16 protein-coding genes are annotated in these 24,193 nt (G+C 65.7%); 4 read left to right on the forward strand and 12 right to left on the reverse strand.

Features of this window, described 5'->3' with window-relative positions; translation table 11 throughout:
* The first annotated feature begins 100 nt into the window (after positions 1-100).
* Positions 101-1,084, forward strand: a complete 984-nt coding sequence (gene araD1, locus QN347_RS03740; protein ID WP_322163788.1) for an AraD1 family protein — start codon at positions 101-103, stop codon at positions 1,082-1,084.
* Position 1,085: 1 nt separating this feature from the next.
* On the forward strand, positions 1,086-2,003 hold the full coding sequence (locus QN347_RS03745; protein ID WP_322163789.1) for a Gfo/Idh/MocA family oxidoreductase: 918 nt from the start codon (positions 1,086-1,088) through the stop codon (positions 2,001-2,003).
* Positions 2,004-2,072: 69 nt separating this feature from the next.
* On the opposite strand, the gene QN347_RS03750 is transcribed toward QN347_RS03745, so the two are convergent.
* The gene (locus QN347_RS03750; protein WP_322163790.1) at positions 2,073-3,887 is read right to left on the reverse strand and encodes an IlvD/Edd family dehydratase; all 1,815 of its coding nucleotides are present in this window, start codon (positions 3,885-3,887) and stop codon (positions 2,073-2,075) included.
* 191 nt (positions 3,888-4,078) lie between these two features.
* Here QN347_RS03750 and QN347_RS03755 point away from each other — a divergent pair, with 191 nt between their 5' ends.
* A complete protein-coding gene (locus QN347_RS03755) occupies positions 4,079-5,392 on the forward strand; it encodes a sugar MFS transporter (protein ID WP_322163791.1) in 1,314 nt (437 codons plus the stop codon).
* A gap of 463 nt (positions 5,393-5,855) precedes the next feature.
* Here the strand turns inward: QN347_RS03755 and QN347_RS03760 are convergent, their stop codons facing one another.
* The 11 genes from QN347_RS03760 to QN347_RS03810 form a co-directional block, all read right to left on the reverse strand.
* Complete coding sequence (locus QN347_RS03760; RefSeq protein ID WP_322163792.1) at positions 5,856-6,560, reverse strand: hypothetical protein; 705 nt, start codon at positions 6,558-6,560, stop codon at positions 5,856-5,858.
* A gap of 374 nt (positions 6,561-6,934) precedes the next feature.
* Positions 6,935-8,383, reverse strand: a complete 1,449-nt coding sequence (locus QN347_RS03765) for a sugar porter family MFS transporter (RefSeq protein ID WP_322163793.1) — start codon at positions 8,381-8,383, stop codon at positions 6,935-6,937.
* A 25-nt stretch (positions 8,384-8,408) separates the two neighbouring features.
* Complete coding sequence (locus tag QN347_RS03770) at positions 8,409-9,275, reverse strand: SMP-30/gluconolactonase/LRE family protein (protein WP_322163794.1); 867 nt, start codon at positions 9,273-9,275, stop codon at positions 8,409-8,411.
* Complete coding sequence (locus QN347_RS03775; RefSeq protein ID WP_322163795.1) at positions 9,275-10,021, reverse strand: SDR family oxidoreductase; 747 nt, start codon at positions 10,019-10,021, stop codon at positions 9,275-9,277. The genes QN347_RS03770 and QN347_RS03775 overlap by 1 nt, the downstream gene beginning before the upstream one ends.
* The gene (locus QN347_RS03780; RefSeq protein ID WP_322163796.1) at positions 10,018-11,151 is read right to left on the reverse strand and encodes a fumarylacetoacetate hydrolase family protein; all 1,134 of its coding nucleotides are present in this window, start codon (positions 11,149-11,151) and stop codon (positions 10,018-10,020) included. The genes QN347_RS03775 and QN347_RS03780 overlap by 4 nt, the downstream gene beginning before the upstream one ends.
* Before the next feature lie 144 nt (positions 11,152-11,295).
* Positions 11,296-12,876, reverse strand: coding sequence for an aldehyde dehydrogenase (NADP(+)) (locus QN347_RS03785; RefSeq protein WP_322163797.1), 1,581 nt, complete (start codon positions 12,874-12,876; stop codon positions 11,296-11,298).
* A gap of 125 nt (positions 12,877-13,001) precedes the next feature.
* Entirely contained in the window at positions 13,002-14,312 is a 1,311-nt protein-coding gene (gene xylA / locus QN347_RS03790) for a xylose isomerase (protein ID WP_322163798.1), read from the reverse strand.
* Positions 14,313-14,330: 18 nt separating this feature from the next.
* Entirely contained in the window at positions 14,331-15,785 is a 1,455-nt protein-coding gene (xylB, locus tag QN347_RS03795; RefSeq protein ID WP_322163799.1) for a xylulokinase, read from the reverse strand.
* Positions 15,786-15,793: 8 nt separating this feature from the next.
* Positions 15,794-16,873: a glycoside hydrolase family 43 protein gene (locus tag QN347_RS03800; RefSeq protein WP_322163800.1), complete on the reverse strand. Its 1,080-nt coding sequence runs from the start codon at positions 16,871-16,873 to the stop codon at positions 15,794-15,796.
* A 377-nt stretch (positions 16,874-17,250) separates the two neighbouring features.
* Positions 17,251-18,849, reverse strand: a complete 1,599-nt coding sequence (locus QN347_RS03805) for a family 43 glycosylhydrolase (RefSeq protein ID WP_322163801.1) — start codon at positions 18,847-18,849, stop codon at positions 17,251-17,253.
* Between the two features lie 113 nt (positions 18,850-18,962).
* A complete protein-coding gene (locus QN347_RS03810; RefSeq protein ID WP_322163802.1) occupies positions 18,963-20,651 on the reverse strand; it encodes a hypothetical protein in 1,689 nt (562 codons plus the stop codon).
* A 262-nt stretch (positions 20,652-20,913) separates the two neighbouring features.
* On the opposite strand from QN347_RS03810, the gene QN347_RS03815 reads away from it, so the two are divergent.
* Complete coding sequence (locus QN347_RS03815) at positions 20,914-24,171, forward strand: TonB-dependent receptor (RefSeq protein ID WP_322163803.1); 3,258 nt, start codon at positions 20,914-20,916, stop codon at positions 24,169-24,171.
* The last annotated feature ends 22 nt before the right edge of the window (positions 24,172-24,193 follow it).

Below are 24,193 nucleotides of genomic sequence, written 5' to 3' on the forward strand. Positions count from 1 at the left end.
GGAGCTTGGTTGAACATCTGCAAGCGCGCTGCTAGCTGGTAGTCGGACTAATAGCGTGCAGCGGTTCGATCGGCTGCGGGGCTTTGTGGAGAGATTAACGATGAGCGTATCGCTCGTTCAATTTCGCGGCGCTGACGGCGCTCGCGGCGTCGCTGCGCTCGGTGCCGACGGCTCGGCGCGCGTCGTGCCCGGTGCCAGGACCACCATCGCGCTTGCCAAGACGGCGCTTGCTGACGGGGTCGGTCTGGCCGAAGCGGTGGAACGCGCCGGCGTTGGCGACCCGCTCGACCTGGCGAGCGTGACACTGCTCTCGCCGGTTGACCATATCGATCCCGCGCATCTGCTGCTCACCGGAACGGGTCTCACGCATCTCGGCTCGGCCGAGGGGCGCGACAAGATGCACCGTGCCGCAGTCGAAAATCCTGCGCCGACCGATTCGATGAAGATGTTCCTGATGGGGGTCGAGGGCGGCAAGCCGTCCGAGCCGGGGCAGGGCGTCCAGCCCGAATGGTTCTACAAGGGCGACGGGTCGCAATTGGTCGGCCCCGGCGAGCCGCTGCGCTCGCCCGCCTTTGCTCTCGATGCAGGCGAGGAGCCCGAGATTGCCGGCATCTATTTGATCGATGCCGACGGCACGCCGGTCCGGCTTGGCTTTGCGCTCGCCAACGAGTTTTCGGACCATGTCACCGAGCGGGGCAATTATCTGTGGCTGGCGCATTCGAAGCTGCGCAATGCCGCGCTCGGCCCCGAATTGCGCGTCGGTGCGCTCCCCGCCGACATCCGTGGCACCAGCCGGATCGTGCGCGACGGCGCGACGCTGTGGGAAAAGCCGTTCCTGTCGGGCGAGGCGAACATGTCGCATTCGATCGACAATCTCGAGCATCACCATTTCAAATATGCGCTTTTCCGCCGACCGGGCGATGTGCACGTCCATTTCTTCGGGACCGCGACGCTGTCGTTCAGCGAAGCCGTGCAAACCCAGGAAGGCGACGTATTTGAAATCGAAGCCGTCCCGTTCCATTTGCGCGTGCGCAACCCGATCGCGATCGATGCGCCCGTCTCCGTCAGCGTGAAGGCACTTTGAGATGGTGATCCGTATCGGCATCGTCGGCGTCGGCAAGATCGCGCGCGACCAGCATATTCCCGTCCTCGACGCGTCGCCCGATTTCGATCTCGTCACCGCCGCCAGCCGGCACGGGCGGATCGAGCACGGGGTGACGCACACTACGATCGAAGAGATGCTCGCCGCCGAGGACATCGACGCGGTCTCGCTGTGCCAGCCGCCGCAAGTCCGCTTCGAGGCGGCGCGCCTCGCGATCGCTGCCGGCAAGCACGTTTTCCTCGAAAAGCCGCCCGGCGCGACGCTGAGCGAAGTCGACCTGTTGCACGCTCTGGCACGCGATAAGGGGGTGACGCTGTTTGCGAGCTGGCACTCGCGCTACGCAGCGGGGGTCGAGACTGCCAGGGCTTGGCTGGCGGGCAAGGTGCTGCGCTCGGTCCATGTCGAGTGGAAGGAAGACGTGCGCCATTGGCATCCCGGCCAGGCGTGGATCTGGGAAGCCGGCGGGATGGGGGTGTTCGATCCCGGGATCAACGCGCTGTCGATCGCGACCGCGATCCTGCCGGGCTTCTTCCTCACGCACGGCGTGCTGGAGATTCCAACCAATCGCGCTTCGCCGATCGCAGCCGATCTGCACTTCACCGATGCTGCGGGAACGCCGATCCGTGCGGAGTTCGACTGGCGCCAGACGGGCCCGCAGACGTGGGACATTAAGGTCGAGACCGATGCCGGCACGCTTGTGCTGTCGAAGGGTGGCAGCGAATTGCGGATCGACGGAGTCGAGCATAGGCTCGCGCCTGAGGCCGAATATCGCGGGCTGTACGATCGTTTCGCGGCGCTGATCGCGGCGGGCGAGAGTGACGTCGATGTCGCGCCGTTGCGGCACGTGGCCGATGCCTATCTGCGCGGCGAGCGGCGGCAAGTCGAGGCGTTCGAGGACTAAGCGAAGCCCGCAGCGTCGGTGAGGATTAAAGGGACGGCGGCCGCAACCGCCGCCCCTTGTTGTGTCAACTCAGTGGCTGTCGCGCGGCAATCCCCGCGTCTGTGCGATGCGCTGATACTTTTCGGCACCCTCGAGGATCGCGCCGGTGTTGAGCTGGCCGACGACAGCGCGCTGCATTTCCTGCCACGGGGTCTGCGAGGCCGGATACTGATACCCGCCCGCTGCGACCAGCGCGGCGCGGCGCTCGGCAAGCTCTTCGTCCGAGATCAGCACATCGGCGGTGCCGCGACCGAGATCGATCCGCACGCGGTCGCCCGTCCTCAGCAGCGCCAGCCCGCCATGCGCCGCCGCTTCGGGCGAGGCGTTGAGGATCGACGGCGAGGCCGACGTCCCCGACTGTCGACCGTCGCCGATGCACGGAAGCGCGTGCACACCGTCGCGGATCAGATACGCGGGCGGCCGCATGTTGACGACCTCGGCCGCGCCGGGATAGCCGATCGGGCCGGCACCACGCATGAACATTAGCGTCTCGCGCGTGATGCCGAGCGCGGGATCGTCGATCTGGTGGTGATAATCCTCAGGACCGTCGAACACGATCGCCGGCCCTTCGAACGCCTCGGGATCCTCGGGGTTGGAGAGATATTGCTCGCGGAACTCGGCGCTGATCACGCTCGTCTTCATGATCGCGGCGTCGAACAGATTGCCCTTCAGAACGACGAAGCCGGCTTCCTCGACGAGCCGCGTCTCGAAGGTGCGGATCACGCGATCGTCCTCGATCGTCGCATCCCGGCAATTGTCGCCGATCGTCTGGCCGTTGACGGTCAGCGCGCCTTCCTGGATCAGGTCGTGGCGCATCAACTCGGCGACGACGGCGGGCACGCCGCCCGCGCGATAATAATCCTCGCCGAGATATTCGCCGGCCGGCTGCAGATTGACGAGCAGCGGGACCTTGTGGCCGTGCGTCTGCCAGTCGTCGAGCTCGAGCTCGGCGCCGACATGGCGCGCGATCGCCGCCAGATGGATCGGCGCGTTGGTCGATCCGCCGATCGCCGAATTGACGACGATCGCGTTAAGGAAGGCGTCGCGCGTCATGATGTCGGATGGCTTGAGGTCCTCGCGGACCATGTCGACGATCCGCTTGCCGGTGAGATAGGCGACCTCCTGGCGGTCGCGATACGGCGCGGGGATCGCGGCCGAGCCCGGCAGCATCATGCCGAGCGCCTCGGCGAGCGAGTTCATCGTCGTCGCGGTGCCCATCGTGTTGCAATAGCCGGTCGACGGTGCCGACGAGGCGACGAGCTTGATGAAGCCGGCATTGTCGATCTCGCCCTTGGCGAGCATCTCGCGCGCCTTCCACACGATCGTGCCCGAGCCGGTGCGCTCGCCCTTGTGCCAGCCGTTGAGCATCGGCCCGACCGACAGCGCGATCGCCGGGATGTTCACGGTTGCGGCCGCCATCAGGCAGGCGGGCGTCGTCTTGTCGCAGCCGATCGTCAGCACGACGCCGTCGAGCGGATAGCCGTAGAGCGTCTCGACGAGGCCAAGATAGGCGAGGTTGCGGTCGAGCCCGGCGGTCGGGCGCTTGCCGGTTTCCTGGATCGGATGGACCGGGAATTCGATCGCGATCCCGCCCATCTCGCGGATGCCCTCTCGCACGCGGTCTGCCAACACGAGATGATGGCGGTTGCACGGCGACAGGTCGCTGCCGGTCTGCGCGATGCCGATGATCGGCTTGCCCGACTGGAGTTCCTCGAGGCTGAGCCCGAAGTTCAGATAGCGCTCGAGGTACAGCGCGGTCATGTCGATATTGTCGGGATTGTCGAACCAGGCGCGCGAGCGCAGGCGAGCGAGCGGCGTGGCGGGAGCGGTAGGCGTGTCGGTCATGCAGGATCGTCCGGACTGGGTCAGCAGCAGCGCGGCGACCTCCCTAGGCGCGGACGGGTTTCCACATTCCCGCGCCACACACTCCGGTCGCCGAGGCTATCTGTTGACGAGATAGAGCGAGACTTATACTCGGACAAATACCGAGAAGGCAATCCGCCGCGCGCGGGGTTCGCCACATGGAGGATCTACGAATGGCCGCACCCGTGATTGCCGCGCCTGCCCCCGTCGCATCGGGCGATTCACTCGAGGGCGGGCGCTATCGTTCGGCACTGACGCTGCTGGCGAGCCTGTTCTTCATGTGGGGCTTCATCACGGTCATCAACAACACGCTGCTGCCGCATCTGCGCAGCGTGTTCGACCTGAGCTATACCCAGACGACGCTGATCGAAAGCGTGTGGTTCATCGCCTATTTCGTCGCGTCGATCCCCTCGGCCAAGCTGATCGAGCGGATCGGCTATCAGCGCTCATTGGTGGTCGGCCTCGTCATCATGGCGGCGGGTGCGCTCGGGATGATCGTCGCGGCGCGGATCCCGTCGTACGGGGTGACGCTGTTCGCTTTGTTCGTCATCGCGAGCGGCATCACGTTGCTGCAGGTCGCCGCCAACCCGTATGTCGCGGTCGTCGGCAAGCCCGAGACCGCGTCGTCGCGGCTCAATCTGGTGCAGGCGTTCAACTCGCTCGGCGCGACGCTCGCGCCGCTGTTCGGCGGGTATCTGATCCTCGGTCGCTCGACCTCGGGCACGGCGGCGGCGGGGGCGGCGGCGCTGACCCCGGCGCAGCGGCTCGCCGACGCGCAATCGGTGCAATTGCCGTATCTGATCGTCGCGGTCGTCCTGGTCGTGCTCGCGGTCGTCATCGCGCGCTCGCCGCTGCCGGCGATGGGGGCTGCCACCAAGCGCAACGCCAAGGCCGAGCGCGCCAACCATTCGCTCTGGTCGCACCGCAACCTGATCTTCGGCATCCCGGCGATCTTCATCTATTTGATCGCCGAGATCGGCGTCGGCAACCTCTTCATCAACTTCATCAGCCAACCCGAGATCGGCAACACGACGCACGAGCAGGCCTCGCATTATCTCTTCCTGCTGTGGGGCGGGATGATGGTCGGCCGCTTCGTCGGCAGCTATCTGATGCAGCGCATCCCCGCCGAGCACGTGCTCGCCGCCGCCAGCATCGGCGCATGTGTGGTGATGCTCGTCGCGACGTTCACCACGGGCCATGTCGCGATGTGGGCGCTGATCTCGGTCGGGCTGTTCCACTCGATCATGTTCCCGACGATCTTCACGCTCGGCATTCGCGGGCTCGGGCCGCTGACCGAGGAGGGATCGGGGCTGCTCATTATGGCGATCGCGGGCGGTGCGCTAGTGATCGTGCAGGGCAAGCTGGCGGATATGTACGGGCTGCAGACCTCGTTCCTGCTGACGGCGGTGTGCGAGCTGTATGTGCTGTTCTACGCGGTGTGGGGGTGCCGGGTGAGTGCCGAGGTGGCGGCGCAGGAGGCGGTGTAATCGTCGGGGCGGCGGCAGTGGGTTTACACTGCTGCCGGTTGACTCGATTGACCCCAAGACGTGGTGTTTGCAAAGTCGATCGTTTCCGTTTTTGAACGGATACGGGCGTGCCTGTCCGACGATTTCAAAGAGCCTTGCTGGCATACCATAAATGCCGCGATGTAGGACAGCGGCATGGTGATGGTCGTCCAAGGCTGCCGTCCGCGATCGGTCGGCAGGCTGCGGCCGAACTTTGACATAGCGCGCAGCAGGGGCCGCGGCCCCGATGCCGTCATTCCCGCGGAGGCGGGAATCCATTGCCGCCCCGCCGGCCTAAACGAAAGAGCGTCGTCCTTATGGATCCCCGCCTGCGCGGGGATGACGACAAGGATCGTGAACGACCCACAATCGGTCGTCCCAGCTCAATCCTTCAATCCCAAAGCTGCAACTGCGCTGATGCAGAAATCAAAAATTTGCATCGATGTTAGTAGCCGGTTTCCAACGTCACGACCGTAAGCCGACCTTTGATCTTGCCAACCAACGTTACGTTGCCGCCCGGCCAGTCAGGGCCGTTCATCGCCATAATGGCGCTGGACGTCATTTGAGCCGTAAAAAGCGGTTGGAAGGTCGTTGCGCCTGGTGCGGTAACAATGGTGGTCTTTGTCCGGTCATCGACCCAAGCCCCATAGCCCCACGCGGTTCCGACCAATCGTAATGCGCGGCCGGGAGGTGGCGCTGGAAGCGTCGGTTCATCGAACTTCCGCCGCCCCTCGCATCCTACTTTGCGCAGCCGGCCATTAGAGAGTGTGCCTCCCTCATAATCGGCTTGAAGCGAGTAGCAGCGGCCATCGCTCAATGAGATGGTAACAGGCAGAAAACCCGGAGACCAAGCGTCAACGACGTGTGCTTTGCTAGTTTCAGCTATCGCAAATGCGCCAACAACCTTGACACGGCCCACAGCCGCGCCGCGCCTGTAGGTCGGATTGGCGTGGATCAGGCTCGACACCGCCGTATCAGGGATGCGGGTTAATAGTGGTGCACCCGGGTCTGAGGGCACCGCAACATTTGGTCGTGATCCACCGTCGCTGTATCCAGCGGGTGGGACGAACTGCGCATGCGCGCTCAGCGCCGCGACTGCGATCATGCTTCCCACGCTCACGCGGGCAAATACTGGTGCCTTGTTCTTCATTGGCAACTCCCTGATCGGAGCAGCTTACGACCGTGACAGCAAAGAGCCAGCCAGTATGCCGGCAGCCAGGTTGATGCAAAATTCACGGATTTCGCATCGACCAAAGAACGGCGGGAAACCATCCGGGCCGCCGATGCAAAAATCTGATGCGGCTTCCTGTAGGTATCTGGTTTGACTGGCGTGGTGCGGTTCAGAAGGCGGGCGGACCGTTTGCCACCAATGTCGTTAAACTCGGCATCCCGCCTTTGCGGTATTGACGGAAACCCCCGTTCGACCCCAAACGAGAACAGGACCGCGATGGCATCATCGCGGTCCCGTCAAAACCGATCTGCTCGAAGATCGGAGCCACACGCGCCACCAAGGTGGCGCGCGCCTTACCCCTCCATCGCCTCGAGCGACTTGCCCTTGGTCTCGTGGATGAACTTCTGCACTAGGAAGAAGCTGATCACCGCGCAGACCGCGTAGAACGAATAGCTCTTCGCGAGGCCGATGCTCCCGAGCATGATCGGGAACGACTGCGCGACGAGATAATTGGCGAACCATTGCGCAAAGCCGCAGACCGCGAGCGCCGAGCCGCGGATCTGGTTGGGGAACATCTCGCCGAGCATCACCCACATCACCGGGCCCCAGCTGATGTTGAACGCGACCGAATAAGCCAGCGCCGCGCCGACCGCGAGCTGACCCATATGCCCCGGCAGCGTGAGCTTGTCGGCGACGAGCGTGCCGGTCGAGAAGGCATAGACCATCGCGAACAGCGTGACCGCCATGCCCGCCGACCCGATCAGCAGCAACGGCTTGCGGCCGATCTTGTCGACCAGGCCGATCGTGATGAAGCACGCGACGATCGAGATCGTCCCCGAGATGATGTTGGTCATCAGCGCCTCGGACTCGGAGAAGCCCGCCGCCTGCCACAGCGTCGCGCCGTAATAGAAGATCACGTTGATGCCGACGAGCTGCTGGAACACCGCGAGCAGCAGTCCCGCCCAGACGACCGAGCGAAGCCCGAGGAAGCCACGGCCGCCCGGCGGCGTCAGCACGTCGGAGAGGCGCGGGCGATGGTCCTTCGAGAAGCTCGCTTGGATCTCGCCGAGCGTCAGTGCGCCCTGACGGGTGCCGAACAGGCTGGTCAGCACGTTCAGCGCCTCTTCGTTGCGTTGCTTCGAGACGAGGAAGCGCGGGCTTTCGGGGATGAAGAATAGAGCGATGAAGAAGACCACTGCGGGCACCGCCTGCAGCACGTACATCCAGCGCCACGCGGCGATGCCGAACCAGAGCGGGTTGAGCGAGGCGACGTCGTTGGGGTTGGCGGGGTTGGACGCGGCTGCCGCGAGATAATAATTGGCGAAGAAGGCCGCCGTCAGACCGGTGATGATCATGATCTGCTGGACGGTCGTCATGCGGCCACGGATGTTGGGCGGCGCGACCTCCGAGATATACGCGGGCGACAGCACGCTAGCCGCGCCGACCGCGATCCCGCCGCAGATGCGCGCGATGACGAACAGCGTATGGTCGTGCGCGATCCCCTGGACGAGCGCGCCGAGCAGGAACAGCAAAGCGGCATAGCGCATCACGTTGCGGCGGCCGATCGCATCGGCGAGCGTGCCGGCGGAGAACGCCCCGATGACGCAGCCGATCAGCAGCGATCCGACGGTGAAGCCCAGCCCGGCATCGTCGAGCGCGAACGCCGCCTTGAGCCCGGGCTGCGTCCCGTTCACCGCGCCACTGTCATAGCCGAACAACAGTCCGCCGATCGTGGCCACCGCCACGATCGCCGCAATGAACCCCAGATTGCCCCTTTGGGTATCGGGCTGCGTGAGTGCCATATCGTTTTTCCGCTCCTGAAATCGTTTATAGTTTTGCTGGATAGACGGGCAGGCCACACACGCCGGCGTCGAACGCGAAGAGATTGCCGGCGAGCGGCTGCGCTTGCAAATCCTGTTGTGTCAGGCCCTTGCGCGCGGTTGTTGCATAGGCGGTGCGCAGCTCGGGGCCGCCGAAGGCGATCTTAGTGACGTTGGCGACGGGGAATTCCACCGTCTCAATCAGCGCGCCGGCGGGATCATAGCGCCGCACCCCCCAGCCGCCGAACAGCGCGACCCAGACACAGCCTTCGGCATCGATCGTCGAGCCATCGGGATGGCCTTCGCCGGGTGCGATTTCGCAGAACAGTTCGGGCGCGGCGAGCGTGCCGTCGTCGTTGAGGACGACGCGCCACACGCGCCGGCCGAGCGTGTCGGTGTGGTACAGCGTGCCGCCGTCAGGCGCGATCGCCGGGCCGTTGGTGATGACGACGGGGGCGAGGCCGCTGTCGGTGCTGCCTTTAGCATCGGCGCGGTAAAGCCGGCCGGTCGCGTCCTGCTCGGCATTGTCCATGCTGCCGAACCAGATGCGGCCCATCGCATCGGTCGTCGCATCGTTGAGGCGATTGCCGGGAAGGTGTGTTTCGGGATCGAACAGGTGGGTAAACTGCCCGCCGCCGGGGCCGAAGGCGTGCAGGCCGGTGTCGAGCCCGGCGATCATCCCGCCGTTCGCGCGCGGCAACACCCAGCCGACTTCGCCCGGCGCGTCCCAGTGCTGCAGCGCATCGCGCGCCGGATCGAAACGGTAGATCCGCGGGCGCTTGATGTCGACGAACCACAAGGTCGCGTCATGCCAGACCGGCCCTTCGCCGAGGATCGCGCCGATCGGCTGGACCGAGCGTACCGCCCCGACCATCAGCGCCAGCCCGCGTCCACGAAATAGTCATGGCCGGTGCACATCCGCGCATCGTCCGAAGCGAGGAACAGCGCGAGCGATGCGACGTCGGACGGCTGAATGCGGCCATCGAGGCATTGCGCGGCGACGATCTCGGCCTCGCCCTCGGGGGTGTACCAGCGTTCCTGCCGCGGGGTCTGGATATTGCCGGGGACGATCGTCGTGACGCGGATGTTGTCGCGCCCGAGATCGCGCGCGAGGCTGCGCGTGAGGCCCTCGATCGCGGCCTTGGCGGTCTGGTAGAGAACCAGGTCGGGGAGCCCCAGATGCCAGCTGATCGACCCGAAATTGACGATCACGCCGCCGCCGGCGGCCTTCATGCCGGGGACTACGGCTTGGGCGGCGAAGAACAGGTGGCGGAGGTTGGTCGCCATCCGCTCGTCCCAATAAGCGGGCGTCACTTCCTCGATCGTGTGGCGGTCGTCGCGCGCGGCATTGTTGATGAGGATGTCGATCCCGCCGAGCTCGGTCGAGATCCTGGCGATCGTCGCGGTGAGCGCGTCGATGTCGCGCAGGTCGCAAGCGTGGAACCGGCCGGGCGCGAACTTTGCCGCGGTCGCTTCGCCGGCTTCCCGGTCGATGTCGATGAACGCGACGTTTGCCTGCTGCGCCGCGAACGCTTCGACCAGCGCAGCGCCGATCCCGCTGCCGCCGCCGGTGACTAACACGCGCTTGCCGACAAGACTTGGATAGACGGCACCGCTCACCGGGTTGCTCCCAACAGGCCGCGTCCGGCGAGATTTGCGAAAAACGCGCTGATCCCGATCGTCCAGGGCGCGGCATCGCGCGAGGTGACGACGCGATTGACGAGGCGCCCGAGCCGCGCGCTTTCGATCGTCACGCTGTCGCCGACCTTGTGGGTGAAGCCGCGGCCCGGCTCGTCGCGGTCCTGCACGGGTGCGAAAAGGGTGCCGAGGAACAGCACGAAGCCGTCGGGATATTGATGTTCGCTGAGCGTCTGGCGGACCAGGTCGAGCGGATCGCGGCTGATCTCGGCCATGTTGCTCGCGCCGTCGAGGACATAGCCGTCCTCACCCTCGATCCGCAGCCGCAATTCGGCCGAGCGGACATCGTCGATGCCGAAGCTCGCGTCGAACAGGCGGACCATCGGCCCGAGCGAGCACGACGCGTTATTGTCCTTGGCCTTGCCGAGCAGCAGCGCCGAACGGCCTTCGAAATCGCGCAGGTTGACGTCGTTGCCGAGCGTCGCGCCGACGACGGTGCCGTGGCTGTCGACCAGCAGGGCGATCTCGGGTTCGGGGTTGTTCCAGGTCGAATCCGAGCGGATGCCGATCTCGGCATCGCCGCCGACCGTCGAGAGGACGGGTGCCTTGGTGAACACCTCGGCATCGGGGCCGATCGCGACCTCGAGATATTGCGACCACATCCCGTCATCGATCAGCGCTTGCTTGAGGTCGGCGGCCTCGATCGAGCCGGGCACGACCGCGCGGATCGACCCGCCGACGCGCGTCTCGAGCCGCGCGCGGATGTCCGCCGCCGCGCTCGAGTCGCCGCGGGCGCGTTCCTCGATGACGCGCTCGATCGCCGAGACCGCGAAAGTGACACCGCACGCCTTGACGCATTGCAGGTCGACGGGGCTGAGCAGGGTGACGGCCGACGGGTCGAATACGCCGAGCGAGACGCCGCCAGTGCCGCTGAAATCCCCCGCCTCGACGAGCGCCGAGACAGTCGGGGCGACGCGCGCCATGTCGAACAGTTCGCCGCGCACGAGGAGGACCGGCGAGGGGCCATCGGCGCTTTCGATCCGTCCGAGGAACGTCCCGCTCTGCCAGTCCGCCGCCAGTGCAGACCGCTGTGGGTCGCTGCTGCCCGCCATCCTCAACTCCCGTCACGCTTTTATATCTGATAGCGCTACCAACACGACGTCAAGCCATGTGTCAAGAGCGCGAAATCGGTGCGTCCGATCCGCCGCTTGCGGCATCGCCGCGGCAGGCGATCGCCCGCCGCAGCGCGCAGGGTTTTACCGCGGCGAGGCTTCGCGAACGCCCTCGATCCGGCGCGCGACATTCCACGCATTGTCGGGCGCGATCGCTGCCGGGAGCAACTCAACCGGCAGGTTCTGGAAGCAGACCGGCCGCAGGAAGCGATAGATGGCGAGCGTGCCGACCGAAGTCGTCCGCCCGTCGCTGGTGGCGGGGAAGGGGCCGCCATGCACCATCGCGTGGCTCACCTCGACCCCGGTCGGCCAGCCATTGGCGAGGATCCGCCCGACTCGACCGGCGAGCGTGGGGAGGAGCTTGGCCGCTGCGGCATGATCGTCGGCATCGATCTGGAGCGTTGCGGTCAGCTGGCCTTCGAGCCCGGCGACGACGCGCGTCAGCTCGGCAAGGTCGGTGCAGCGCACGACGACTGCCGACGAGCCGAACACTTCATGCCCGAGCGCGCTGTCGGCGAGGAAGGCGGCGGCATCGGTGTCGAACAGCGCGCCGACCGCCTGGTTGGCGCCGGTGCTTGCGCAACCGCGCGCGACGGTCCGGACCGACCCGTGTTCGGCGAGCGCGGCGACGCCCTTTTCGAAGCTGTCATGGATGCCGGGCGAGAGCATCGTCGCGGACTGGCTGCCGCCCAAGGCGACACCCGCTGCATTGACGAAGGCATCGAGCTCGGGGCTGTCGATCGCGAGGACGAGGCCGGGATTGGTGCAGAACTGCCCAGCGCCCATCGTCAGCGACTGGACGAACGCGGTCGCCAGCGCGGCACCGCGCGCGGCGAGCGCTGCGGGGAAGAGGATCACCGGGTTGATGCTCGACATCTCGGCATAGACCGGGATCGGCACGGCGCGCTGGGCTGCAATCTTGACGAGCGCCAGCCCACCGCCGCGCGAGCCGGTGAAACCGACCGCCTTGATCCGCGGATCGGCGACGAGCGCGCCGCCGAGATCGTTGGTCTCACCAGGCAGATACGAGAAGGTGCCGGCGGGCAGGCCGCACTTGGCGACCGCGCTGGCGATCGCACGCGCGACGAGCTCGCCGGTGCCGGGATGCGACGGATGGCCCTTGACGATCACCGGGCAGCCCGCGGCGAGCGCCGACGCGGTGTCACCACCGGCGACCGAGAAAGCGAGCGGGAAGTTCGACGCGCCGAACACCGCGACGGGACCGAGCGCCACATTGACGCGGCGCAGATCGGGGCGCGGCAGCGGCGCGCGGTCGGGAAGCGCCGGGTCGATCGTCGCATCGAGCCAGTCGCCCTGGCGGACGACGGTCGCGAACAGCCGCAGCTGGCCGACGGTACGGCCACGCTCGCCTTCGATCCGCGGGCGGGGCAGGCCGCTTTCCTGGACGGCGCGGTCGATCAGTTCGTCGCCGATCGCGACGATCGCATCGGCGATCGCCTCGAGGAAAGTCGCGCGCGTTTCGGGATCGGTCGCCGCATATTCGGGGAAGGCCGCTTCGGCGAGCGCCGCCGCATCGGCCACGGCATCGGTGCCGGCCGAGGAGAAATCGGGGGTGAGGGTCGCGCCGGTCGAAGGGTCGATCCCCGAAAATCGCGTCGTCGCCTGCCGTTGTTCGGCACCGATCAAAATCGCTCCGTCGATCATAGATACTGTTCCTTGAATTAGTCCGACATAATAGAAGCTGCCGGCGCAGAGTACAAGGCGATCGGCGCAAAGGCTCGTCGCGGACATCGGCCCGTCCGCGCGAAACGGACGGGCCGACCGCTTGATCAGATGAAGCGGTTGATGAGGTTCTCGATCCGCTCCTGCCGGCCCGAGCGCGGCTGTGGGTCGATGCCCTGCTCGACCGCGAGATCGGCGATCGCCGCCAGGTCGAGCGACCCGATCTTCTGGCCGAAATCGGCATCCCAGCCGGCATAGCGCTCGGTCTTGATCGCATCGAGGCGCCCGTCCTCGATCAGCGCTGCTGCATTGAGCAGGCCCTTGGCGACGACGTCGATCGCGCCGACATGGCCGTGGAACAGGTCGACCGCATCCATCGACTGGCGCCGCACCTTGGCGTCGAAGTTGAACCCGCCGGTGGTGAAGCCGCCCGCGCGGATGATCTCGAGATTGGCGAGCGTCAGCTCCTCGACCGAATTGGGGAACTGGTCGGTATCCCAGCCATTCTGCGGATCGCCGCGGTTGGCGTCGATCGAGCCGAAGATGCCGAGCGCCGCCGCGGTCGCGATCTCATGCTCGAAGGTGTGGCTGGCGAGCGTCGCGTGGTTCGCCTCAATGTTGACCTTCACTTCATTCTCGAGGCCGTAGCGCTTGAGGAAGCCGTACACCGTCGCGGTGTCGAAATCGTACTGGTGCTTGGTCGGCTCGAACGGCTTTGGCTCGATCAGGATCGTGCCGGTGAAGCCGATCTTGTGCTTGTGCTCGACCACCAAGTTGAGGAAGCGGCCGAGATTGTCGAGCTCGCGCTTGAGATCGGTGTTGAGCAGCGTCTCATAGCCTTCGCGACCGCCCCACAGCACGTAGTTCGCGCCGCCGAGGCGATGCGTCGCCTCGAGCGCGTCGCGGACCTGCATCGCGCCGAACGCGAAGACTTGCGGGTCTGGGTTGGTCGCGCCGCCGGCGGCGAAGCGCGGGTGGCTGAACAAATTGGCGGTGCCCCACAGCAGCTTGCGGCCCGACGAGGCCTGGAGCTTCTCGAGGTGATCGACCGCTTCGGCGAAGTTGCGGCGATGCTCGGTGATGGTGGCGGCATCGGCCATCACGTCGACGTCGTGGAAGGTGTAGAACGGGATGTCGAGCTTGGTGATGAAGTCGAACGCGACTTCGCGCTTCTGCAAAGCCGCTGCCGAATCATTCGCGCCGGCGTGCCACGGGCGGTTGAACGTGCCGCCACCGAACACGTCCGAGCCGGGCCAGCAAAAGGTGTGCCAGAAGCAGGCGGCGAAGCGCAGATGGTCTTCCATCCGCTTGCCCATGACGACGCGGTCCTTGTCGTAATAGCGATAGGCGAGCTCGTCGTCGCTCTCGGGGCCCTTGAAGGCGATCTGCGGAATGTCGGCGAAGAAATCGGTGGCCATCGGGGCGCTCCTTGGGTGTCAGTTGGATGCGGTGAGCGGGGAGATGCGCGAATAGGCTGCCTTGAACCTTGCCTTTTTGGGGGCGAGGCGGCGGACCAGTTTGGCATTGGGGGCGATGCGGTGCGAGACGGGCGGTGCGACGCAGACTTCGGCGGGCGTTCCGCCATCGACCGCGATCTGCGCGAGCCGCGCGGCGCCGAGCGCGGGACCGACCTCGCCGCCCTGGAGGTAGACCAACGGCACGTCCATCGCGGCGGCGAGCGTCTTTCCCCAATAATGCGAGCGCGCGCCGCCGCCGATCACCGCGAGTTCGGCGACCTCGGTTCCGGCTTCGCGCAGCACGTCGAGCCCGTCGGCGAGCGCGAACGCGACGCCTTCGAGCACCGCCTGCGCCAGCCGGTTGGCGTCGGTGTCGTTGTCGAGCCCGAAAAAGGCGCCGCGGACCTGCGCGTCGTTGTGCGGGGTGCGTTCGCCCGAGAGATAGGGGAGGAAGATCTCGGGACCATTGGCAGCACCCGCCGCTTCGGCGCGCTGGAACAGTTCGGCAGCACCACTCGCGCCGGTGAGCCGCGCGACCCAGTCGATGCACGACGCCGCGCTGAGGTGGACCGACATCTGGTGCCACATATCGGGCAGGCAGTGGCAGAAGGCGTGGACCGCGCGCGCCGGGTTGGGCCGGAACGCGTCATTGGCAACGAAGATCACGCCCGACGTGCCGAGCGACAGCAACGCCTTGCCGTCGGTGACGACACCGACCCCCGCCGCGCCACCCGCATTGTCGCCCGCGCCGCCTGCGACCGGGACCTGCGCCATGCCCCAGGCCTCGGCGATGTCGGCACGGAGCGTGCCCGCGACGTCGGTGCCCTCGACCAGCCGCGGCATCTGCGCCAGGGTCAGCCCGCAGGCGGCGAGCAGCGTCTCGCTCCAGCGGCGCCCCGCGACGTCGAGCCACAGCGTGCCCGCCGAATCCGACATGTCGGACGCCTTCTCGCCGGTCATCCGCAGCCGGACATAGTCCTTGGGCAGCAACACGGTCGCGACCTGCGCGAAGATCTCAGGCTCATGCCGCCGCACCCATTCGAGCTTGGGCGCGGTGAAGCCCGGCATCACGATATTGCCGCCGATGGTGCGGAAGTCGCCCGTCGTTGCCTCGAGCGCGGCGCATTCCGCGAACGAACGCCCGTCGTTCCACAGGATCACGGGGCGCAACGGCGTGTCGTCCGCGCCGAGCAAGGTCGCCCCGTGCATCTGTCCGGCGAGCCCGATCCCACGGACCGACCGGCGGACCTCGGGGTCGATCGCGAGCACTGCGGCGCTCGTCGCCTTCCACCAATCCTCGGGGTCCTGTTCGGACCACAAGGGGTGAGGGCGCTGGACGGTGAGCGCCGCGACGCCCTGGCCGACGACCGCGCCATGCGTGTCGAGGACGACGGCCTTGACGCCCGACGTGCCGATATCGATTCCGAGAAACATCGTCTGCCTTATTTGACGAGCGGATCGATCGTCTTGATCGTCCCGTCAGCGTTGAAGGTGAGCTCGGTGAGCTTGACGTTGCGCAGGTGGTTCTTCCCGCTGAGCTGCGTGTCGGCATAGAACAGCCACCACTTTCCGCCGGTCTCGATGATCGAGTGATGCGTCGTCCAGCCCTGGACGGGGTTCATGATATGCCCGCGATAGGTGAACGGGCCGTACGGACTGGTGCCCGTCGCATAGTTGAGGAAGTGCGTGTCGCCGGTCGAGTAGGTGTAATAATATTGCCCCCCGCGCTTGAACATCCACGACGCCTCGAAGAAGCGCTTATCGTGGTCGCCGCCGAGCACGGGCTTGCCGGCTTCGTCGAGGATCACCGCGTCGTGCGGCGTCTCGGCGAGGCTCTTCATGTCGGGGTTGAGCCGCGCGACCTTGCCCGTCAGCGCGGGCTTGGTGTCCTGGCCGAGGTCGGTGTCGCTGCCATTGGGATCGAACGTGCCGTTCTTCCAGCGCTGGAGCTGCCCGCCCCAGATGCCGCCGAAATAGAGGTAGCTCTTGCCGTCGGCGTCGGTGAACACTGCCGGATCCATCGAGAAGGCGCCCGCGATCGGCTTGGGGTCGGCCTTGAACGGGCCCATCGGGCTCTTCGACGTCGCGACGCCGACCATGAACTTGCCGAGGCCGTTCTTGTCCTTGGTTTTGTCGCGCGCCGGGAAATAGAGGTAATAGGTGCCGTTCTTATAGGCAGCGTCGGGCGCCCACATCTGCTGCGAAGCCCAGGGGACTTGGCGGACGTCGAGCGCGACCGGGCCGACGGTGACGGGGGCGCCGATCTTGTCCATCTTCAGCACGCGATAATCGTGCATCGCATATTGATTGCCGAGATCGTCGTCGGGGGTCTCGGTCGGCACGTCGTGCGACGGGTAGATGTAGATCTTGCCATTGAAGACGTGTGCCGACGGATCGGCGGTGTAGATCGACGTGACGAGCGGTTGCGAAAGATAGCGCCGGCCATCAGGGGCGCGATCCTGCGCCAGCGCGAGCGATGCGGTTCCACACGCCAGCACGGCGGCTACGTAGCGATACGCCATTGGTCCTCTCCCCGATGCGCGTAACCGCGCTATCGCAGACAGGTAGCGCTACCATTCGGAGGCTGCAAGCGGTTTCGGGATCGCACGCATACCAACACACGCTGCTGGCGGAGCGAGCCGTCGCCGATAGCATCACTCCCCTAATCGACAACCGGTGGTCGGTTGGAGGCGCATGGGCGTGGTCAACACGATCTGCGGCGCTCGCGGCCAAGGTTGGAAAGCTGGATCAGTCGATGATGGCTGCCACCAAACTTGAAGCGTGCCGTGCGGTCACTCAAGCTTCGTGTCGTTCGCGTCGGCAAGGGGCGCGTCGAGGTGGAGTTGGAGGTGCGGCCTGATATCGTCGTCCGGCGATCGGATCAGGGACCTGTTGTCCTTCACAGCGCGCGGAAGCGGAAGTCGCGAAAGCGCGCTTGGCCCTGACCCGCCGCGTAGAGACCCGGCCGCAGCATCAGGAAGCCACCGCGAACATTGTGATGATAGCCCGACACCTCCATGCCCCGATCGAAGCGCTGCCAGCTTCGGCCTGCATCGTGCGATGTGTGGATGGCGACGATATGGCGCGTGTTGGTGACGCGGATCCGCATCCTTCGCCCGTGCGGGTTGGACGGGCGTCCGCGCTCCATCCCGTATTGATGCGTCACGAAACGCCGTTCGTCGAAACCGAGTCCGGCATATAATCTGTCGTCATAGAACAGCACTAGCCCGGCCGTAGCGCCGGGAGCGATCTCGACGTCGCATTCGAAGGCATAGGCCTGGTCGCCGGCCGTCAGCAGCAGGGGCGGGGAATCGACCGGCGCGGTTCCGCTCGCGCGCAGCACCAACGCGCCTTGCTCGATGCGGAGACGATCGGTTTCGTGCGGGCCGGGGCGAAAGAAGTTCCAGCGGCTGCCGAGGTCGAGCCGCGTGAAGGCGTCGCTGAGCGGCTGGCCGTGCGGCACGGCAGCACCGCCACGCGGCTTTGCGAGCGGGCGCGAGAGATCGCCGCCGGTCATCCGAAACCAGCCATCCGCGGTCCACGCGACCGGATCGAGCAGCGCCTGGCGACCGAGCGTCCAGAAGCCATTCTCGTAGCCGTGATAGATTGACCACCAACTCCCGTCGGGCGCCTCGATCAGGCTGGCATGGCCGCGCGACCACCAGCGTTCATCGGTGCTGGTGGTGCGCACGATCGGGTTGTGCGGACAGTGCTCCCACGGCCCATGCAGCGAGCGCGATCGCGCGGCGATCACCATATGCCCGGTCGGCGGGCCCGCAGTGCCGCCGACCGCGGTGATGAGATACCAGTAATCGCCGTGATGCGCGATCTTCGGTCCCTCCGGGCTGAAGCTCTCGACGTCCCATTCCGCGGGATAGTGCCACGGGTCATAGACGTGCTCGACTGCGCCGAGCGTCGAGAGGCCGTCGGGCGCGAGCCGGATGCGGTCCCCGCCCGAAAGGAACAGCCAGCGCGATCCGTCCTCCGCCACGGCGTGGCGGGGGTCGATATGGGCGGGCAAATGCAAGTCGATCGGGTCGCTCCACGGGCCGTCGATGTGATCGGCATGGATCACGAAGATCGTGTTGGGGGTCGCCTTGACCGGTATGTAGAGAAAATAGCGCCCGTCATTCTTGGCGAGGCTGACCGCCCACACCGAGCCGATGTTCTTGGTCAGCGCTGCCTTGCGCGGTTGCCAGTTCACCAGATCGCGACTGTGCCACAGCGTCAGCCCCGGGTAGGAGTCGAAGCTCGAAAAGGTCATGTAATAGTCGGCGCCGTCCTTGAGGATCGCCGGGTCGGGATGGTCGCCGGACAGCAGCGGGTTGAGGAAGCGGCCGTCGCCCAGGTCGGGCACGCGCTGGTTATCGAACCCGCGGCGCCAGGCCGCGGCGGGGAGCGCTCCCGATCCGGGCGGTGCGGCGGCGGCCGGTTCGGTGGCCAGGGCAGCGGTGCCGGCCAGCGCCAGACCGAAGGCATCGCGACGGCTGATTTCCATATCGATGTCCTAAGCGGGATTTGGGTAGGGACAAAGCCACCCCGCCGGCCGGGGCAAGCGGGGTGGAGGCTCCCGGTGGGGACTTTGAACGCGCATGCCGGGGATACCGGCGCTCATGGCTGGGGATTCCAGCCGGCATTGCCATTCCACTGGGCAAAGACCTTCGCGCGGGTGTCGAGCGAGGACAGATCGGCGGTGCTGCTGGCATAGCGCGTTTCGCGACCGGTCAGCGGCAGCGTCGCGCCGCCCGGCGTCAGCGATCCGCTCTCGCGCCAGCCCTCGCGCGCCGTCGGCAGCAGATTGGGGACCGGGTTGATGAACCAGCCTGCGGGCGCGATGTGCGCGCCCATCTTCACGCCGATATAGGCGACCGAATCACAATATTGGGTGGGATTGCCCGCCGAGCCGCCGAGTGCGAGCATCGTCGTGCAGAACCCCTGCGCCTGCGTCGAGCCGCCCGAGCGCGCGAGATAGGCCGATCCGTCGGGCACGCCGCTCGCCGCGGTCAGCGTCCCGCCGAGCACGACGAAGCCGGGATAGCCCTTGGCCGCGCGCGACTGGAAGAGGTAGCCGCCCGACCCCGGTGTCGTCGGATCGAACACGGTGCGAAGTTCGGAATTCTCGATCACTTCGGCGAAGGGATAGCCCCACAGGAAATCGACATCTCCGGTGATCAGGCTGTTGTAGATCCACACCCAGCCTTTCATCTGCAAGGTATCCTGCGTGCCGAGGAAGTTCATGTCGGTGGCGATGAAGCGCGATCCGTTGAGCGTCGCCGAATTGTAGTAGATCACCTCGGCCTGGCTGTTCTGCGTGGCATCCTTCACGTGCGTGTTGGCGAAAGTGAAGTTGCTCAGCTTGAGCAGATCGCCGCCCTCGACCAGCAGCACCGCGCGCCCGCCGCCGAGCGACAGGCGCGTGCCGAGCGTGGCGGCGCCGCCGATGTTGCTGAAGGTGGTGTTCGGGGTCGCGCGGCTGCCGCCGGTGCCGGGATTGAACGCTTCCCAATTGCTGTTGCGCACGATCGTCCCGGCGCGGCTCTCCCCGAGGATCGTCAGATTGCTCACGTTGCGCAGGAACAGTTGCTCGTCATAGGTCCCGTTCTTGAGCGTGATCGTCTTCGGGCTGGCGGCACTCGGGCACGACAGGCAGCCCGTCGCCATGACATAATCGAGCGCGCCCTGCAGCGAGCGGAAGTCGGCCGGTTCATCGTCGTCGACGATGAGATTGGTGGTCGAGGTCGGCGCGGACTTGGTGCGGAAGGTCCAGGCGGTGGCGCCGCCGATCCCCGGGAAGCTCCCCGCGCCGCCGAACGGGCCGTTGAACACCGACTGGTCGACCTGAACGTAATACGCTGTGTCATACGCCAGCACGCCGTCGTGGAGCTTGATCGTTGCGACATTGCCCGCGACGCTGACGGGCCGATAATAGGTGTAGCGATATTGCGTGAGGCTCGGCACGCCGTTGCCGATCTTGTCGATCTCGGTATTCGCGGCGCCGAGTGCGCTCTGCGTTTCGCCGCCGGTGGTGACGATGTTCGCCGAAGTGTCGATCGTGTCGACCAGCGTTCCGTCGCTGCGATAGACGCGGATCGTGCCCGAGCCGGTGATCACTGGCGGGCCATCGAAGGTCAGCCGTAGCAGCGTGTCCTTGAACGCGGCGGTGTCGCCCGTCGTAGGCGAGACCGTCAGCGGTGCGGCGGTCGCGCTCGGTGTCGGGGTCGGCGTACTGCCGCCATCTTGGCCGCACCCGCCGGTCAACACCAGCATGGCCGTCAGCGACAGCCCGATCCGCACCTTCATCGCCGTCTCCCGTATTCGATGCCGGATGGTTCGATCTCCAACATTCTCAGCTCATCTTGATACCGGTGTCATTGGTCGTCAAGGGTCGATACTGATCGATATAGGGGGCAGATCAGACACTTTCGAAGAGTCTATTGAGCGGGATCAATTCGCAGGTGCAAAATTCGTCAATCCAACGCCGCTGACTTATTGACACCGGTGACATCGGCAAATCATAAGAGCCGCCAGGGCGTCCGCAGAGGCGTCAACCGGGGAGAGAGTCATGCTGAAGGTCGATATGCGTCACGGCGCATCGCTTGCTGTCGTCGCGTTCTGCGGGCTTGTCGCTGTCGCTACCGCGAGCGCCCAGAATGCTCCAGCGACGCCTGATATCGGCCGGGTCGCCGACGACACCGCGCAGGATATCGTCGTCACCGGATTTCGCGCCAGCCTGTCCAACGCGGTCAACCAGAAGCGGCGCGCCAACCAGATCATCGATGCGATCACGGCCGAGGATATCGCCGATTTTCCCGACGCCAACCTCGCCGAATCGATCCAGCGCCTGCCGGGTGTCTCGATCGACCGCGACAATGGCGAAGGGCGCTCGATCACGGTGCGCGGCCTCGGCGGTGATTTCCAGCAGACGCGCTTGAACGGCGCCGACGCGCTGAGCGTCACCGGCGGGGGCAACGATCCCTCGGGGGCGAACCGCACGCGCGGCTTCGATTTCAACACCTTCGCGTCCGAACTGTTCGGCGGCGTGACGATCACCAAGACGACCTCGGCGGCGAATGACGAGGGATCGCTCGGCGCGATCATCGATCTCACCACGGGCCGACCGCTGGCGAACAAGAAGGATCGCTACGCGCTCGGGCTCGAGAGCGAATATCGCGAGAACGGCAAGACGGTGAACCCGCGGCTGACCGCTTTGGTGTCGAAGCATATCACCCCGACACTCGGCATCCTCGGCTCGATCGCCTATCAGGACCAGCGCCAGCAGATCGATTCGTACCAGCGCAGCATCGGGCAGTTCGATTACGCCTATCGCTCGTCGCAGCTCAACGGCGTCACGCCCAACACCTATGGCTTCGCTCGGCCGTCGAACCAGGGGACTGGCGCGACATTCGGCTCGGATCCGGCGGCCTATGCGCTGATCACGCCAACCACGCTGATCCCGGCGCTGCCGTCGATCAACCGGCAGGACCTGCACTATAAGCGGCTCGGCGCGACCGCGACGCTCCAGTGGAAGCCTACGGTCCACACCGAAGTGACGCTTGACGGCGTCTTTTCGAAGTACGACCAGGATTCGACGATCGCGGGGATCACCACGATCGGGCTCAACCGCAACGGCACCAACGCCCGCGCGGCGCAGACTGGCGCCAACGGTCTGCGCGCCGCCGGCACCGCCAACGGCTATGCCGACCGCGTCGCGCTCTATCCGAACTGCAGCCCGTCGGCGGCGCTCGACTGCCAGGGCACACAGGGCAGCGCGACGGTACTGCCGGGCTATTTCAACAGCCAGAACCCCAACAATCTCAATCCGTTCGACTATTACAACAACCCGGCGTCGCCCGGCTATGTCGCGACCGCGAACCAGACCGGCTTCTACAACGAGCTGATCGGCCGCCCCAACACCAAGATCCGCGCCGCCAACGTCAATGCGGCGGGGCAGGCCGACTATCTCGTGCTCGACGATGTCGACTGGCGCAGCTCGACGCAGCGCGTGTCAGGGACGACCAAGTTCTGGCAGGGCACACTCAATCTCAAGCAGGATATCGGCGAGCGGCTACATTTTGTCGGCACCGCCGGCTATTCGCGGTCGGAGTATAAGGGCACGACGCTGCTCGCCGAGTTCAACGCGATCGACAAGGACAATTACGTCTTCGACGGGCGCGGCAGCGGCAAGATGCCCGTGTTCAGCCCCGGCTTCGACGTCGCCAATCCGCAGAACTGGACGCTGGTGAAGGGCCTGTCGACGATCCGCTATCTGACCGATGACATCGTCAACAGCTTCCGTGTCGCGCGTGGCAGCCTGATCTGGGACGTCAACGACCTGTTCAAGGTCCAGGGCGGGCTGACCTACAAGCGCTTCAGCTATTCGAGCCTGCAGGGGCGGCGCAACAGCGACATCGAGGCGATCAATCCGACGCTCGCCGAAGCCAAGCTCGCGATCACCGATCTCGGGCGCTCGTATGATTTCGGTCGTGGCCTCCAGGTCCCGGCGGGGACGCCGACCAGTTTCTACGCCCCCGACATCGACAAGTTCAGCAACGCGTTCGGCATCGATTGCAACTGCGTCAACAAATTCGGCGATTTCCGTGCGCAGGCCGATGCGCGCCAGGCCAATCGCGTCACCGAAAACGACCTTTCGGGCTATCTCGAATTCGACTGGGACGGAACGCTGTTCGGCAAGCCGTTCCGCGGCAATGCCGGGACGCGCATCGCCAAGACGATCGTGCGCGGGACGGGGTCGGTCGGCGGCGCCGCCAATGGCGTGGCGGGCGTGCTCGTCACTGCGCGTAACGAATATACCGACTATCTGCCGGCCTTCAACGCGGCGTGGGAGTTCCTCCCCAACACGCTGCTGCGGCTCGCCTCGGCCAAGGTCATCGCGCGACCCCAGCTCGCCGCGCTGACGCCGGGGACGACGTCGTTCCCGACCGGGCTCAACGCGACCACCGCGCCGCAGATCACCGTCGGCAATCCCTATCTCAACCCGTATCGCGCGACCAATTACGATGTCGCGCTCGAACATTATTTCGGTCGCGGCGGGCTGATCTCGGTCGGGTTCTTCATGAAGAATCTCGAGACCTTTCCGCAGCAGATCGCCGGCGAATATGCGCTCCAGTCGATCTACGACGCCGCCACGCTGGAATCGATCTATGCGAGCATCACCAGCCCGACCTTGCTCGCCTATACCCAGCAAGGCGGGGTCTTTGCGGTGCGCCAATACAATGACGCGCCGGGCGGCAAGATCCGTGGCGTCGAGGTCAACGTCCAGTCGCAATTCTTCTTCCTGCCGGGGTTCCTCAAGAATTTCGGCGTTACCGCCAACTACACGCACATCTCGTCGAAGCTCAATTATCTGACGAGCGCACAGCTGGCGACGACGCGGACGCAGACCGGGACCGCGGTCAACGTCTATGCGCAGGGGCCATTCCTCAACACCTCGCCAGATGCATTCAACGCGACGCTATATTATGAGGACGCCAAATTCTCGGCGCGCGTCTCGGGCGCGTACCGCACGCAATATGTCACGCGCTTCCCGCTCGCATCGGGAACATGCGCGGTCGGCTTGACGACCAACAACGGCGCGGTGTGCAACTCGCCGGTGGTCTCCGATTTCGGCTATCGCGCGAGCCAGTTCAATGTCGATGCGGCGATGTCCTATGCGCTGACCAGCTATGCGCGGCTGACGCTCGAGGGCCGCAACCTGACCAACGCGGCGAGCTATGCGACCGAATATCAGGCCGACCCCGTCGCGCAGAACTACCAGAGCACCGGGCGGGTGATCACCGCCGGCGTGCGGTTCGTCTTCTGATGGGTTCCAGCGTAAAGGACGC

This window comes from Sphingomonas sp. 10B4, from assembly GCF_035019905.1.
Lineage (GTDB): Bacteria > Pseudomonadota > Alphaproteobacteria > Sphingomonadales > Sphingomonadaceae > Sphingomonas > Sphingomonas glacialis.

Coding starts and splice junctions, on each gene's coding strand:
- QN347_RS03805 (WP_322163801.1), bottom strand. CDS start 18,849: ATGGAAATCAGCCGTCGCGATGCCTTCGGTCTGGCGCTGGCCGGCACC.
- xylA (WP_322163798.1), bottom strand. CDS start 14,312: ATGGCCACCGATTTCTTCGCCGACATTCCGCAGATCGCCTTCAAGGGC.
- QN347_RS03745 (WP_322163789.1), top strand. CDS start 1,086: ATGGTGATCCGTATCGGCATCGTCGGCGTCGGCAAGATCGCGCGCGAC.
- QN347_RS03755 (WP_322163791.1), top strand. CDS start 4,079: ATGGCCGCACCCGTGATTGCCGCGCCTGCCCCCGTCGCATCGGGCGAT.
- araD1 (WP_322163788.1), top strand. CDS start 101: ATGAGCGTATCGCTCGTTCAATTTCGCGGCGCTGACGGCGCTCGCGGC.
- QN347_RS03810 (WP_322163802.1), bottom strand. CDS start 20,651: ATGAAGGTGCGGATCGGGCTGTCGCTGACGGCCATGCTGGTGTTGACC.
- QN347_RS03770 (WP_322163794.1), bottom strand. CDS start 9,275: ATGGTCGGGGCGGTACGCTCGGTCCAGCCGATCGGCGCGATCCTCGGC.
- xylB (WP_322163799.1), bottom strand. CDS start 15,785: ATGTTTCTCGGAATCGATATCGGCACGTCGGGCGTCAAGGCCGTCGTC.
- QN347_RS03800 (WP_322163800.1), bottom strand. CDS start 16,873: ATGGCGTATCGCTACGTAGCCGCCGTGCTGGCGTGTGGAACCGCATCG.
- QN347_RS03760 (WP_322163792.1), bottom strand. CDS start 6,560: ATGAAGAACAAGGCACCAGTATTTGCCCGCGTGAGCGTGGGAAGCATG.
- QN347_RS03780 (WP_322163796.1), bottom strand. CDS start 11,151: ATGGCGGGCAGCAGCGACCCACAGCGGTCTGCACTGGCGGCGGACTGG.
- QN347_RS03785 (WP_322163797.1), bottom strand. CDS start 12,876: ATGATCGACGGAGCGATTTTGATCGGTGCCGAACAACGGCAGGCGACG.
- QN347_RS03815 (WP_322163803.1), top strand. CDS start 20,914: ATGCTGAAGGTCGATATGCGTCACGGCGCATCGCTTGCTGTCGTCGCG.
- QN347_RS03765 (WP_322163793.1), bottom strand. CDS start 8,383: ATGGCACTCACGCAGCCCGATACCCAAAGGGGCAATCTGGGGTTCATT.
- QN347_RS03750 (WP_322163790.1), bottom strand. CDS start 3,887: ATGACCGACACGCCTACCGCTCCCGCCACGCCGCTCGCTCGCCTGCGC.